The sequence below is a fragment of the Pseudomonas sp. B19125 genome, from assembly GCF_044218855.1.
Classification (GTDB): Bacteria; Pseudomonadota; Gammaproteobacteria; order Pseudomonadales; family Pseudomonadaceae; genus Aquipseudomonas; species Aquipseudomonas edaphica.
Genome location: NZ_CP162589.1, coordinates 1,588,598 through 1,601,798 on the forward strand (window position 1 = coordinate 1,588,598; position 13,201 = coordinate 1,601,798).

Below are 13,201 nucleotides of genomic sequence, written 5' to 3' on the forward strand. Positions count from 1 at the left end.
AGTACCATGGCTTACAGCGAAAAGGTCATCGACCACTACGAAAACCCGCGCAACGTCGGCAAGATGAACGCGGAAGACCCTGATGTCGGCACTGGCATGGTCGGCGCTCCGGCGTGCGGCGATGTGATGCGCCTGCAGATCAAGGTCAACGACGCTGGCGTTATCGAAGACGCCAAGTTCAAGACTTACGGCTGCGGTTCCGCCATTGCCTCAAGCTCCCTCGCTACCGAGTGGATGAAAGGCAAGACCCTGGATGAGGCTGTCACCATCAGCAACACCCAGCTGGCTGAAGAACTGGCCCTGCCGCCAGTGAAAATTCACTGCTCCGTACTCGCCGAAGACGCCATCAAGGCGGCCGTTCGCGACTACAAGCAGAAGAAAGGCTTGATCTAAGCATTTGGCGACGAGTAAGGAGTCAACGATGGCTATCAGCATGACAGAAGCGGCTGCGCAGCACATTCGCCGCTCCCTGAATGGGCGCGGTAAAGGTGAGGGGATTCGTCTGGGTGTTCGCACCACGGGCTGTTCCGGCCTTGCCTACGTGCTGGAGTTTGTCGACGAGGTGGTTGAAGAGGACCAGGTGTTCGAAAGTCACGGCGAGAAAGTGATCATCGACCCTAAAAGCCTGACCTACCTGGACGGCACCGAACTCGATTTCGTCAAGGAAGGGTTGAACGAAGGCTTCAAGTTCAACAACCCCAACGTGCGCGGTGAATGTGGCTGCGGCGAAAGCTTCAACATCTGAGGCTATTCGTGGGTACTCCTTGTCATTTCGCTTTATTCGAGCTGCAGCCGAGCTTTCGGCTGGACCTTGAGCAGCTTGCCACGCGCTACCGAGAGTTGGCGCGTGGGGTGCATCCGGACCGCTTTGCTGACGCTTCCGAGCGTGAGCAGCGCCTGGCGCTGGAGCAATCGGCCAGCCTCAACGAAGCCTATCAGACGCTGAAAAACCCGCCCAAACGCGCGCGCTACCTGCTCGCGTTGAACGGTGGTGAGTTGCCGATCGAAGTGACGGTGCACGACCCGGACTTCCTGATGCAGCAGATGCAGTGGCGCGAAGAACTCGAAGACTTGCAGGACGAGGCTGATATAGCCGGTGTCGCGGTCTTCAAGCGTCGTCTGAAAACGGCCCAGGATGAGCTCAATGAAAGCTTCGCAGCCTGTTGGGATGATGCAGCGCAACGTGAACAGGCCGAACGCCTGATGCGGCGCATGCAGTTCCTCGACAAGCTCACCTACGAAGTGCGCCAGCTAGAAGAGCGCCTCGACGATTAACCCAGTGCTGCCCGTGATGCACGCCTGATAGACAGATAAGACCTGATTACCATGGCCCTACTGCAAATCGCCGAACCCGGCCAAAGCCCTCAACCACACCAGCGTCGCCTGGCGGTCGGGATTGACCTGGGCACCACCAATTCCCTGGTTGCTGCCTTGCGCAGCGGCCTGTCCGAGCCATTGCCCGACGCTAATGGCCAGGTGATCCTGCCCTCCGCTGTGCGTTATCACGCTGATCGCACTGAAGTCGGTGAGTCGGCCAAGCTGGCAGCGTCCAGTGACCCGTTGAATACCGTGCTGTCGGTTAAACGCTTGATGGGTCGCGGTCTTTCCGACGTCAAGCAATTGGGCGACCAGCTGCCGTACCGCTTTGTTGGCGGCGAATCCCATATGCCGTTCATCGACACCGTCCAAGGCCCGAAAAGCCCGGTTGAAGTGTCGGCCGATATCCTCAAGGTGCTGCGTCAGCGCGCAGAAAATACCTTGGGCGGCGAACTGGTCGGCGCAGTGATCACCGTTCCTGCCTATTTCGATGACGCACAGCGTCAAGCCACCAAGGACGCCGCGAAGCTTGCGGGCCTGAACGTGTTGCGCTTGCTCAACGAGCCGACCGCAGCGGCGGTGGCCTATGGCCTGGATCAGCACGCTGAAGGCCTGGTGGCTATTTATGACCTGGGCGGTGGTACTTTTGATATTTCGATTCTGCGCCTGACCGGCGGTGTGTTTGAAGTACTGGCCACCGGGGGCGACAGCGCCTTGGGCGGCGATGACTTTGACCATGCCATTGCAGGCTGGATCATCACCAGCGCTGGCTTGTCGGCTGATCTGGACCCGGGCGCGCAGCGTAATCTGCTGCAAACTGCCTGTGCGGCCAAGGAAGCACTGACTGACGCTGATTCTGTTGAAGTTTCCTACGGTAACTGGTCGGCTCAACTGACTCGCGAAGCCTTTGATGCGCTGATCGAACCGATGGTCGCTCGCAGCCTCAAGGCGTGCCGTAGGGCTGTACGTGATTCCGGTATCGAGCTGGAAGACGTGGCCGCAGTGGTCATGGTCGGCGGTTCGACGCGCGTCCCACGCGTTCGCGAAGCGGTTGCCGAAGCTTTCGGTCGCCAGCCACTGACAGAAATCGACCCGGACCAAGTAGTCGCCATCGGCGCTGCTATCCAGGCCGACACGCTTGCCGGTAACAAGCGCGAGGGTGGCGAACTGCTGCTGCTCGACGTGATCCCGCTTTCTTTGGGGTTGGAAACCATGGGCGGCCTGATGGAGAAGGTGATTCCACGCAACACCACCATCCCCGTCGCACGCGCCCAGGATTTCACCACGTACAAAGATGGCCAGACGGCCATGATGATTCATGTGCTGCAAGGCGAGCGCGAACTGATCAGCGACTGCCGCTCCCTGGCGCGCTTTGAATTGCGCGGCATCCCGGCGATGGTGGCCGGTGCGGCGAAAATTCGCGTGACCTTTCAGGTCGACGCCGATGGCCTGCTCAGCGTAGCAGCGCGTGAATTGGCCTCGGGCGTTGAAGCCAGCATTCAGGTCAAGCCGTCCTACGGCCTCACCGACGGCGAAATCGCCAAGATGCTCAAGGATTCGTTCCAATATGCCGGTGACGACAAGGTCGCCCGCGTGCTGCGCGAGCAGCAAGTCGATGCCCAGCGCCTGCTCGAAGCTGTGCAGGGCGCCCTGGAAGCCGACGGCGAGCGTCTGCTGGATGCTGAAGAGCGCATGGTTATCGACCTGCAAATGCAGGAACTGGCCGAACTGATGAAAGGCAACGATGGTTACGCCATCGAGCAGCAGACCAAGCGCCTGTCGCAAGTGACTGATGCTTTTGCCGCCCGCCGCATGGATCAGACGGTGAAAGCCGCACTGGCCGGGCGCAACCTGAATGAAATCGAGGAATAATTAATGCCGCAGGTCATTTTTCTGCCACACGCCGAGCATTGCCCGGACGGTATGGTTGTGGAGGCTGAGACCGGCAAGTCCATCCTCGAGGTTGCCCATGACAACCACATCGAGATCGAAAGCGCCTGCGGCGGTGTCTGCGCCTGCACGACCTGCCACTGCGTGATTCGCGAAGGTTTCAACTCTCTCGAAGAAGCGGACGAGCTGGAAGAGGACTTTCTGGATCGCGCCTGGGGCCTTGAGGCGACTTCTCGCCTAAGCTGTCAGGCAAAGGTCGGCACGGAAGACATTACCGTCGAAATTCCGAAATATTCCCTCAACCATGCAGCCGAAGCGCCGCATTGATTCAAGGAAATGTCATGAGCCTGAAATGGGTTGATGTACAAGAAATCGCTATACAACTTGCTGAAGCTCATCCTGAGGTCAATCCTCTTACCGTGAACTTCGTCAAATTGCGCGACCTCGTAATGGCGCTGCCGGAATTCGACGACATTCCTGACCGGGGTGGCGAAAAGGTCCTGGAGGCGATTCAGGGTCTGTGGATCGAAGAAGCAGACGACTGAGCCGACTTTTTACGCAGTTAGGCAATACCTAATAACCCGCGTATAATTCGCGGGTTTAATTTTTCGTAAATTACCGTTTCTGGAGTTACACCATGGCTGTTCAACGTACTTTCTCCATCATCAAGCCTGACGCTGTTGCAAAAAACGTCATCGGCGAGATCACCACTCGTTTCGAAAAAGCCGGCCTGAAGGTTGTAGCTTCGAAACTCAAGCAACTGTCCAAAGCTGAAGCTGAAGGCTTCTACGCTGAGCACAGCGCTCGTGGCTTCTTCGGCGACCTGGTTGCCTTCATGATCTCCGGCCCTGTTGTTGTTCAGGTTCTGGAAGGCGAAAACGCTATCGCTCTGAACCGCGAGCTGATGGGCGCTACCAACCCTAAAGAAGCCGCTGCCGGCACTATCCGTGCTGACTTCGCTGAGTCCATCGACGCCAACGCTGTTCACGGTTCGGACTCCGAAGCCGCTGCTGCTCGCGAAATCTCGTACTTTTTCGCTGCTACTGAAGTAACCGCTCGCTAAGCATCGGCTTAAAGAGTGAGGGTGAATCCATGACTACATCGACTGTTAAAACCAACCTGCTGGGTCTGACTCAACAGGAAATGGAAAAATTCTTCGACTCAATCGGGGAGAAGCGTTTCCGTGCCGGTCAGGTAATGAAGTGGATTCACCACTTTGGTGTCGACGATTTCGACGCCATGACGAACGTCAGCAAGGCCCTGCGCGACAAGCTCAAGGCCATTGCTGAGGTCCGTGGTCCCGAGGTTGTCAGCGAGGACATCTCCACCGACGGCACCCGTAAGTGGGTGGTGCGCGTGGCGTCCGGCAGCTGCGTCGAGACCGTCTACATTCCCCAGGGCAAGCGCGGCACTTTGTGCGTTTCGTCCCAGGCAGGCTGTGCCCTGGACTGCAGTTTCTGCTCCACCGGCAAGCAAGGCTTCAATAGCAACCTCACCGCCGCCGAAGTCATCGGCCAGGTGTGGATTGCCAACAAATCCTTTGGCAGCGTCCCGGCAACCGTCGACCGTGCCATCACCAACGTGGTGATGATGGGCATGGGTGAGCCGCTGCTGAACTTCGACAACGTCGTTGCCGCCATGCATTTGATGATGGACGACCTCGGCTACGGCATCTCCAAGCGCCGTGTGACTCTGTCGACTTCCGGCGTGGTGCCGATGATCGATGAGCTGGCCAAGCACATCGACGTCTCCCTGGCGCTGTCGTTGCACGCACCGAATGACGCATTGCGTAACCAATTGGTGCCGATCAACAAGAAGTATCCGCTTAAGATGCTGCTCGAATCTTGCCAGCGTTACATGGCGACCCTGGGCGAAAAGCGTGTGTTGACCATTGAGTACACCATGCTCAAGGACATCAACGACAAAGTTGAGCACGCGGTCGAGATGATCGAACTGCTCAAGAACACCCCGTGCAAGATCAACCTGATTCCGTTTAACCCGTTTCCCCATTCTGGCTACGAGCGGCCGAGCAACAACGCCATCCGTCGTTTCCAGGATCAACTGCACCAGGCCGGCTACAACGTTACTGTGCGCACCACCCGTGGTGAAGACATCGACGCCGCCTGTGGCCAACTGGTCGGGCAAGTGATGGATCGCACCCGCCGCAGTGAGCGTTATATCGCCGTGCGCGAACTTAACGCCGCCGAAGATTTGCCGCAAATTGCTGTGAATCGAATCTGAGAGAGGACCTCTATGCCCTTGCGCCTCGCGCTGCTGTTGCTTTTCACCGGTCTCGCGGCCGGTTGTGTTTCATCGGGCCATGACAGCCCCATGCAAACCGGCAAAGGCCGTGACGAGGCGCGAATTGCCTATGTGCAATTGGGCTTGGGTTATCTGCGCCAGGGCATGAGCGAACAGGCCAAGGTGCCGTTGAAAAAAGCCCTTGAGCTGGACGGCGACGACGCCGATGCCAATGCCGCACTGGCGCTGGTATTCCAGGCCCAGGCCGAGCCTGAACTGGCCGACGCGTATTTTCACAAGGCCCTGGCCGCACGTCCTGCCGACCCGCGGCTGCTGAACAACTACGGCAGTTTTCTGTTTGCGCAGCAACGTTACGACCAGGCGTCCCGCTATTTCCAGCAAGCCAGTACCGATACCCTTTATCCTGAGCGTTCGCGAGTATTCGAAAACCTTGGGGTGACCTCGATACGCCTTGGCCTGCGCGACAGCGGTCGTCAGCAACTGGAAAAAGCCCTGCACCTGAACAATCGCCAGCCACGGGCTTTACTCGAAATGGCTGAGTTGTCTTACGAAGACAGGCATTATGTGCCGGCACGTGACTTTTACGAGCGTTTTAGCCTGCTCAGCGGGCAAAATGCACGTAGTCTATTGCTCGGTGTGCGCCTGGCGACGGTTCATGAAGAACGCGACACGGCCGCACAGTTTGGCCAGCAACTCGAACGACTCTATCCCGGTACGCCGGAATATCAGCAATACCTGTCGGAGCAATGATGAAAGCGGCGCACCCGGAAGTTGTAGCAGCTAATCGCGTAAACCCAGGCGAGACCTTGCGTCAGGCCCGCGAAAGCAATGGTTGGTCGCTGGCAGAAGTGGCCCTCAAGCTCAATTTGACCGCCACATCCCTGGGCAACCTGGAAGCCGGCGCGTTCGACAAGCTGCCTGGGCATACTTTTGCCCGCGGCTATATCCGCGCCTATGCAAAGTTGCTGGGCATCGACCAGGCGGTACTGGTCCAGGAATTTGACCAGTTCACCGGCACCGATTCCCAGGGCAGCAATGTGCATGGCCTGGGCCGCATCGAGGAGCCGGTACGGGTTTCCCACACTATTTTGCGGATTGTCAGCCTGTTGCTGCTGATTGCCGTAGTGGGTGGCGGTTTCGTCTGGTGGCAAGACCAGGCCTCCCAACGCACCAAAGACCTTACCAGCAACGCCATGGAGCACGTCGAAGTCGAAAGCGCCGACGGCACCACCCAGATTCACCCGCTGGATGAGCCGGAAGACCAGGCGGTTGCCCAAGGGCAGGCCGCCTCGGAAGCGCCGGCTACCACCGAGCAACCGACTCCGGAAGCGGGCACTGCACCTGCAGCCACCGCTGCTGTGCCGGCTCCAACCGTACCGGCTGCCCCGGTTGCCCAGGCGCATACGCCAGCTGCTCCGGCTGCTCCGGCGCAGGCCCCAGCGACTAACGCACCAGTGGCCCCGGCCCCGGCCGCGATTTCGCCTCCCACCACCCCGGCATTGATCGCCGGCGACGGGCATATCCAGATTACCTTCATCGCTGACTGCTGGACGCAAGTCACCGATGGCAATGGCAAAGTGCTGTTTAGCGGTCTGAAGCGTAAGGGAGATACGCTTGACCAAGGCGGCAAGCCTCCTTTGACGCTGCGTCTGGGCTTTGCCCGTGGCGCGCAAGTGGCCTACAACGGCCAGCCTGTGGACGTGGCGCCGTTCACCAGTGGCGAGACTGCTCGCCTCAAGTTGGGACAATAGTCATGCACGGCGAATCTCCAATCAAACGTCGCGTATCGCGCAAGATCTGGGTCGGCTCCGTACCGGTAGGTGGCGATGCCCCTATCGCAGTGCAGAGCATGACCAACAGCGACACCAATGATGTGGCCGCCACAGTCGCCCAGATCAACCGTCTGGAAGCCGCCGGTGTGGACATCGTGCGCGTATCCGTACCGGACATGGACGCTGCCGAGGCCTTTGGCCGCATCAAGCAACTGGTCAAGGTTCCGCTGGTCGCCGACATTCACTTCGACTACAAAATCGCTCTGCGTGTGGCCGAGCTGGGTGTGGACTGCCTGCGCATCAACCCGGGCAACATCGGTCGCGAAGACCGTGTGCGCGCCGTGGTGGACGCGGCACGTGACCGTGGCATTCCCATCCGTATCGGCGTCAACGCCGGTTCGCTGGAAAAAGACCTGCAGAAAAAGTACGGCGAACCAACCCCAGCCGCGCTGGTTGAGTCGGCATTGCGCCACGTCGAGCACCTTGAACGCCTGAATTTTCAGGACTTCAAGGTCAGCGTAAAGGCCTCCGACGTGTTCATGGCGGTAGAAGCCTACCGCCTATTGGCCAAGGAAATCGTGCAGCCGCTGCACCTGGGTATCACTGAAGCGGGCGGTTTGCGCTCAGGCACAGTGAAATCTGCGGTGGGTCTCGGTATGCTGCTCGCCGAAGGGATTGGCGATACTATCCGCATCTCCCTGGCGGCAGACCCCGTAGAGGAAGTGAAAGTCGGCTACGACATTCTCAAATCCCTGCGTTTGCGTTCCCGTGGCATCAACTTCATTGCCTGCCCGAGCTGCTCGCGGCAGAACTTCGACGTGGTGAAAACCATGAACGACCTGGAGCTGCGCCTCGAAGACCTGCTGGTGCCGCTGGATGTGGCGGTGATCGGGTGTGTGGTCAATGGGCCGGGTGAAGCCAAGGAAGCTCATGTGGGCCTGACTGGCGGTACACCGAACCTGATTTACATCGACGGCAAGCCGTCGCAGAAACTGACGAATGAGAATCTCGTGGATCATCTGGAAAAGCTGATCCGCGAGAAAGCAGCTGAAAAGGTTGCGGCTGACGCAGCGCTGATCGCGCGCGGCTAAGAACGAATTTAAGGATTAGATGTGAGCAAGTCTCTGCAAGCCATTCGTGGCATGAACGACATCCTGCCGGAGCAGACGCCACTGTGGCGCTACTTCGAGAGCACGGTCGCGCGCCTGTTGGATAACTACGGTTACAAACAGATCCGCATGCCGATCGTCGAGTTCACCGAGCTGTTCAAGCGCTCCATCGGTGAAGTGACCGACATCGTCGAAAAAGAGATGTACACCTTTGAAGATCGCAACGGTGACTCCCTGACCCTGCGTCCGGAAGGTACAGCCGCCTGCGTGCGTGCCGTGCTCGAGCATGGTCTCACCGGTGGTGGCCAGCCGCAGAAGTTGTGGTACATCGGCCCGATGTTCCGCCACGAGCGCCCGCAGAAAGGCCGTTATCGCCAGTTCCACCAGATCGGCCTCGAGGTGTTCAACCTCGATGGTCCGGACATCGACGCCGAGCTGATCGTGCTGACCTGGCGCCTGTGGGGCCTGCTCGGCATCCGCGACGCGGTCAAGCTTGAGCTCAACAGCCTGGGCACCAGCGAATCCCGGGGTCGCTATCGCGTTGCCCTGGTCGAGTATCTGTCTGCTCACTTGGACAAATTGGATGAAGACAGCCAGCGCCGTCTGAAAACCAACCCGTTGCGCGTCCTCGATACCAAGAACGCCGACACCCAAGCCGTACTGGTCGACGCGCCGAAAATGGCCGACTACCTGGACGACGAATCCCGCGTGCACTTCGAGGGCCTCAAGGCTCGCCTGGATGCGGCCGGTATTCCCTACGTCATCAACCCTAAACTGGTGCGTGGCCTCGATTACTACAGCAAGACCGTGTTCGAGTGGGTCACCGACAAACTCGGCGCCCAGGGCACCGTGTGTGCCGGTGGTCGCTACGACGGCCTGGTTGAGCAAATGGGCGGCAAGCCGACCACCGGCGTAGGTTTCGCCATGGGCATCGAGCGGCTGATCCTGCTGCTGGAAACCCTGGAGCAGGTCCCGGAAGAAATCTCCCGTCAGGTGGACGTGTACCTATGCGCCTTTGGCGAGGCCGCCGAACTGGCAGCCCTGGCCCTGAGCGAAAAAGTGCGTGACCAACTGCCGAACCTGCGCCTGCAGATCAATGCCGGCGCCGGCAGCTTCAAGAGCCAGTTCAAGAAGGCCGACAAGAGCGGCGCGCTGTATGCGCTGATCCTCGGCGATGACGAACTGGCCCAGCAAGTGATAGGTTTCAAACCCCTGCGTGGCCAGGGCGAGCAACAGAACATTGCCTTTGATGCGCTCGCCGCGCACTTGGCCACCTGCGTCGTGCAGGGTTGAAGCTGTCGAACAGCCGAATTTAGCGATTAAGGAGTATTGGGGTGTCGAGTACTGATGATGAGCAACTGGCCGAGTTCAAGGACTGGTGGCAGCGTAACGGCAAGCCCCTGGTTACTGGCGGTCTGCTGGCTTTAGTGGTGGTGTTCGGCTGGCAAGCCTGGCACAAGTATCAGGCCAACCAGTCCCAAGGCGCCTCGATCCTCTATCAGCAATTGCTGGAAACCACGCTGACGCCGGACGGCAAGCCTGATCCAGCCCAAGTGGCGGACCTTGCCGGCAAGCTGAAAAACGAATTTGGCGGTAGCACCTACGCCCAGTACGGCAGCCTGTTCGTCGCGAAAGTTGCGGTCGACACCGGCAAGCTGGATGACGCAGCCACCGAGCTGAAGGCCATCGCCGACAAACCGACCAACCCGACCCTGGGTGAAATCGCACGTCAGCGCCTGGCGCAGGTATTGGCGGCACAGAACAAGGCTGACGAAGCACTCAAACTGCTCGACGGCGATGCTGACAAGGCATTTGTGGCCACTCGTGAAGAGCTCAAGGGCGACCTGTTGGTCCAATTGGGTCGTACCGACGAAGCCCATGCTGCGTACCAAAAAGCCAAGGCGGCGCTGTCTGATGAAGCAGCGGTCGGTGGCTTACAAATCAAGCTGGACGACTTGGCCAAAGGGGATGCGTGACGTGATCCGTTGGAAACATGCAGCATTGCTGGCTCTGGCCGTTCTGGCCGCGGGTTGCAGCAGCAACAGTAAAAAAGAACTGCCTCCTGCCGAGCTGACCAGCTTCAAGGAAGAAGTGGTCCTGCAAAAGCAGTGGAGCCGCTCCGTCGGTGACGGCCAGGGCGACCTGTACAACTTGTTGCAGCCGGCAATCGACGGCGACAACATCGTGGCCACTGACTCCACTGGCGTTGTCATGGCCATGGATCGTATGAATGGCGACGTGAAGTGGAAGAAAGACCTCGAGCTGCCGGTTTCCGGTGGTGTGGGCGTCGGCTACGGCATGGTGCTGATCGGTACGCTTAAAGGCGACGTGGTGGCTCTGGACTCGGCAACGGGTGAAGAGAAATGGCGCGCTCGGGTGACCAGTGAAGTGCTCTCCGCGCCTGCCACCAACGGCGATATCGTCGTGGTGCAAACCCAGGATGACCGTGTGATCGGCCTGGATGCCGCCACCGGTAACCAGCGCTGGTTGTATGACAGCACCCCGGCGGTGTTGACCCTGCGCGGTACCAGTGGTCCGATTGTGACGAACAACCTGGCCGTTGCTGGCCTGTCGACCGGTAAAGTGGTCGCCCTGGATACTCAGAACGGCGTGCCGGCCTGGGAAACCCGTGTGGCCATCCCGCAAGGTCGCTCCGAGCTGGACCGCGTAGTGGACATCGACGGCGGCCTGCTGCTGTCGGGTGAAACCATTTACGTGGCCACTTACCAGGGCCGTGTTGCGGCGCTGGACCTGCAAAGCGGCCGCATCAACTGGCAGCGTGATGCTTCCAGCTACGCCGGTGTCGCCCAAGGGTTCGGCAGCGTCTACGTAAGCCTCGCTTCCGGCACCGTTGAAAGTGTCGACGAGCGTTCCACCACTGCGCTGTGGAGCAACGACTCCCTGGCTCGCCGTCAACTGTCGGCACCGGAAGTGTTCTCCAGCTACGTAGCGGTAGGTGACTTCGAAGGTTACCTGCACCTGCTGAGCCAGGTAGACGGTCGTTTTGTCGGCCGCGAGCGTATCGACAGCGACGGTCTGCGTGCGCGTCCGCTGGTTGTGGGTAACATGCTTTACGTGTTTGGCAACAGCGGCAAGCTGGAAGCCCTGACCATCAAGTAAGCAACTATGCTTGGGGTAAAACCCAGGCGGCCCCGCTTCGGCGGGGCATGCGGCATTTGACTATGCTGCCCCGAGCACCAGCCGCTGCCTTGCAGCGGCTTTTGTATTTTCTGAAATAACGAAGTGGAGAGCCGCATGGTTCCCGTAATCGCCCTGGTGGGCCGACCTAACGTCGGCAAGTCCACCTTGTTCAACCGCCTGACCAGGACTCGTGACGCCATCGTTGGCGACTTGTCCGGTCTGACCCGTGATCGCCAATACGGTGAGGCAAAGTGGCAAGGGCGCTCCTACATTATTGTCGACACCGGTGGTATCTCCGGTGACGAGCATGGCATGGACGAAAAGATGGCCGAGCAGTCGCTGCTTGCTATCGAAGAAGCCGATGTCGTGTTGTTCCTGGTGGACGCCCGTGCGGGCTACACCGCTGCCGACCAAATGATTGGCGAGCACCTGCGCAAGCGCAACAAGCGTTCCTATCTGGTCGCCAACAAGATCGATAACATCGATCCTGAAGCGGCCCGTGCCGAATTCAGCCCGATGGGCCTGGGCGATGCGATCCCGGTCGCCGGTGCCCACGGTCGCGGCATCACCCAGATGCTGGAAATCGCCCTGCGCGACTTCCCCAAGGATGACGCTGAGGAAGAAGAGGGCGAGGAAGAGATCGTTGCCGAAGGTGAGGAAGCCAAGCGCATTCCTGGCCCGAGCGAAAAAGACGGTATCAAGATCGCCATCATCGGCCGTCCGAACGTCGGCAAGTCGACCCTGGTTAACCGCATGCTCGGTGAAGACCGGGTCATCGTGTATGACCAGCCGGGTACTACCCGCGACAGTATCTACATCCCGTTTGAACGTAACGACGAGAAGTACACGCTGATCGACACCGCCGGTGTGCGCAAGCGCGGCAAGATCCACGAGGAAGTTGAAAAGTTCTCGGTGGTCAAAACCCTGCAGGCGATCAAAGACGCCAACGTGGTGATCTTCGTGATGGACGCCCGCGAAGGCGTGGTGGACCACGACCTCAACTTGCTGGGCTTTGCTCTGGAAGCCGGTCGTGCCCTCGTAATCGCGATCAACAAGTGGGACGGCATGACGCCGAGCGAGCGCGATTTCGTCAAGATCGAGCTGCAACGTCGGCTGTTCTTCGTCGAGTTCGCCGATATCCACTTTATCTCGGCACTGCACGGCACCGGCGTGGGCAACCTCTACGCGTCCGTGCAGAACTCGTTCAAGTCTGCGGTTACTCGCTGGCCGACCAACCGCCTGACCCAGATCCTGGAAGATGCGGTCGGTGAGCACGCGCCACCGATGGTCAACAACCGTCGGATCAAACTGCGTTACGCCCACTTGGGTGGTGCCAACCCGCCGATTATCGTGATCCACGGTAACCAGATCGAGAAGGTGCCCAAGTCCTACGTGCGTTACCTGGAAAACACCTACCGCCGTGTCTTGAAACTGGTCGGTACGCCGATCCGTATCGAGTTCAAGGGTGGCGAGAACCCATACGAAGGCAACAAGAACACACTGACTGACCGTCAGGTGAACAAGAAGCGTCGTTTGATGACTCACCACAAGAAGGCCGACAAGAAGCGCCGCGACAAGAAATAAGCGCCGCTTTGAGTTGTGAGCGACACGCTGCAAAAAGGGCTCCTTTGGAGCCCTTTTTTGTGCGCGGTGGTTTGTGCCTTGACCCGATGCTTAGGGCAGCTTAAAACTTGGGGCTCACCTGCAGGG

The 13,201-nt window shown here is 59.2% G+C and carries 15 protein-coding genes; all 15 read left to right on the forward strand.

The features are described from left to right. The first annotated feature begins 6 nt into the window (after positions 1-6). The 15 genes from iscU to der all read left to right on the forward strand — a co-directional run bounded on the left by iscU (position 7) and on the right by der (position 13,075). Entirely contained in the window at positions 7-393 is a 387-nt protein-coding gene (iscU, locus tag AB4P96_RS07240) for a Fe-S cluster assembly scaffold IscU (protein WP_003175965.1), read from the forward strand. Between the two features lie 28 nt (positions 394-421). Next, a complete protein-coding gene (gene iscA, locus AB4P96_RS07245; protein ID WP_003209680.1) occupies positions 422-745 on the forward strand; it encodes an iron-sulfur cluster assembly protein IscA in 324 nt (107 codons plus the stop codon). 8 nt (positions 746-753) lie between these two features. Further along, positions 754-1,275 carry a co-chaperone HscB gene (gene hscB, locus AB4P96_RS07250; protein ID WP_017135945.1) on the forward strand — a complete coding sequence of 174 codons (522 nt, stop codon included), beginning with the start codon at positions 754-756 and terminating at the stop codon, positions 1,273-1,275. Between the two features lie 51 nt (positions 1,276-1,326). Further along, positions 1,327-3,189, forward strand: a complete 1,863-nt coding sequence (gene hscA / locus AB4P96_RS07255) for a Fe-S protein assembly chaperone HscA (protein WP_099550106.1) — start codon at positions 1,327-1,329, stop codon at positions 3,187-3,189. A 3-nt stretch (positions 3,190-3,192) separates the two neighbouring features. Then, positions 3,193-3,534 (forward strand): ISC system 2Fe-2S type ferredoxin, encoded by a 342-nt coding sequence (fdx, locus tag AB4P96_RS07260; RefSeq protein ID WP_015885743.1) that lies wholly within the window; start codon positions 3,193-3,195, stop codon positions 3,532-3,534. Between the two features lie 14 nt (positions 3,535-3,548). Next, positions 3,549-3,752 (forward strand): Fe-S cluster assembly protein IscX, encoded by a 204-nt coding sequence (gene iscX / locus AB4P96_RS07265; RefSeq protein WP_017135947.1) that lies wholly within the window; start codon positions 3,549-3,551, stop codon positions 3,750-3,752. A gap of 92 nt (positions 3,753-3,844) precedes the next feature. After that, a complete protein-coding gene (ndk, locus tag AB4P96_RS07270) occupies positions 3,845-4,270 on the forward strand; it encodes a nucleoside-diphosphate kinase (protein ID WP_003175956.1) in 426 nt (141 codons plus the stop codon). A gap of 29 nt (positions 4,271-4,299) precedes the next feature. Then, a complete protein-coding gene (gene rlmN, locus AB4P96_RS07275; RefSeq protein ID WP_017135948.1) occupies positions 4,300-5,448 on the forward strand; it encodes a 23S rRNA (adenine(2503)-C(2))-methyltransferase RlmN in 1,149 nt (382 codons plus the stop codon). 12 nt (positions 5,449-5,460) lie between these two features. Continuing rightward, positions 5,461-6,219: a type IV pilus biogenesis/stability protein PilW gene (pilW, locus tag AB4P96_RS07280; protein WP_017135949.1), complete on the forward strand. Its 759-nt coding sequence runs from the start codon at positions 5,461-5,463 to the stop codon at positions 6,217-6,219. Continuing rightward, positions 6,219-7,220 (forward strand): RodZ family helix-turn-helix domain-containing protein, encoded by a 1,002-nt coding sequence (locus tag AB4P96_RS07285; protein ID WP_099550105.1) that lies wholly within the window; start codon positions 6,219-6,221, stop codon positions 7,218-7,220. The genes pilW and AB4P96_RS07285 overlap by 1 nt, the downstream gene beginning before the upstream one ends. Positions 7,221-7,222: 2 nt before the next feature. Beyond that, the gene (gene ispG, locus AB4P96_RS07290; protein WP_056858733.1) at positions 7,223-8,332 is read left to right on the forward strand and encodes a flavodoxin-dependent (E)-4-hydroxy-3-methylbut-2-enyl-diphosphate synthase; all 1,110 of its coding nucleotides are present in this window, start codon (positions 7,223-7,225) and stop codon (positions 8,330-8,332) included. Between the two features lie 21 nt (positions 8,333-8,353). Then, positions 8,354-9,643, forward strand: a complete 1,290-nt coding sequence (gene hisS / locus AB4P96_RS07295; RefSeq protein WP_017135952.1) for a histidine--tRNA ligase — start codon at positions 8,354-8,356, stop codon at positions 9,641-9,643. A 41-nt stretch (positions 9,644-9,684) separates the two neighbouring features. Further along, positions 9,685-10,326, forward strand: coding sequence for a tetratricopeptide repeat protein (locus AB4P96_RS07300; RefSeq protein WP_017135953.1), 642 nt, complete (start codon positions 9,685-9,687; stop codon positions 10,324-10,326). After that, entirely contained in the window at positions 10,319-11,470 is a 1,152-nt protein-coding gene (bamB, locus tag AB4P96_RS07305) for an outer membrane protein assembly factor BamB (RefSeq protein WP_186617307.1), read from the forward strand. The genes AB4P96_RS07300 and bamB overlap by 8 nt, the downstream gene beginning before the upstream one ends. 135 nt (positions 11,471-11,605) lie before the next feature. Further along, entirely contained in the window at positions 11,606-13,075 is a 1,470-nt protein-coding gene (der, locus tag AB4P96_RS07310; protein ID WP_053135513.1) for a ribosome biogenesis GTPase Der, read from the forward strand. Positions 13,076-13,201: the final 126 nt, after the last annotated feature.

Coding starts and splice junctions, on each gene's coding strand:
- iscU (WP_003175965.1), top strand. CDS start 7: ATGGCTTACAGCGAAAAGGTCATCGACCACTACGAAAACCCGCGCAAC.
- iscA (WP_003209680.1), top strand. CDS start 422: ATGGCTATCAGCATGACAGAAGCGGCTGCGCAGCACATTCGCCGCTCC.
- hscA (WP_099550106.1), top strand. CDS start 1,327: ATGGCCCTACTGCAAATCGCCGAACCCGGCCAAAGCCCTCAACCACAC.
- fdx (WP_015885743.1), top strand. CDS start 3,193: ATGCCGCAGGTCATTTTTCTGCCACACGCCGAGCATTGCCCGGACGGT.
- iscX (WP_017135947.1), top strand. CDS start 3,549: ATGAGCCTGAAATGGGTTGATGTACAAGAAATCGCTATACAACTTGCT.
- ndk (WP_003175956.1), top strand. CDS start 3,845: ATGGCTGTTCAACGTACTTTCTCCATCATCAAGCCTGACGCTGTTGCA.
- rlmN (WP_017135948.1), top strand. CDS start 4,300: ATGACTACATCGACTGTTAAAACCAACCTGCTGGGTCTGACTCAACAG.
- pilW (WP_017135949.1), top strand. CDS start 5,461: ATGCCCTTGCGCCTCGCGCTGCTGTTGCTTTTCACCGGTCTCGCGGCC.
- AB4P96_RS07285 (WP_099550105.1), top strand. CDS start 6,219: ATGAAAGCGGCGCACCCGGAAGTTGTAGCAGCTAATCGCGTAAACCCA.
- ispG (WP_056858733.1), top strand. CDS start 7,223: ATGCACGGCGAATCTCCAATCAAACGTCGCGTATCGCGCAAGATCTGG.
- bamB (WP_186617307.1), top strand. CDS start 10,319: ATGCGTGACGTGATCCGTTGGAAACATGCAGCATTGCTGGCTCTGGCC.
- der (WP_053135513.1), top strand. CDS start 11,606: ATGGTTCCCGTAATCGCCCTGGTGGGCCGACCTAACGTCGGCAAGTCC.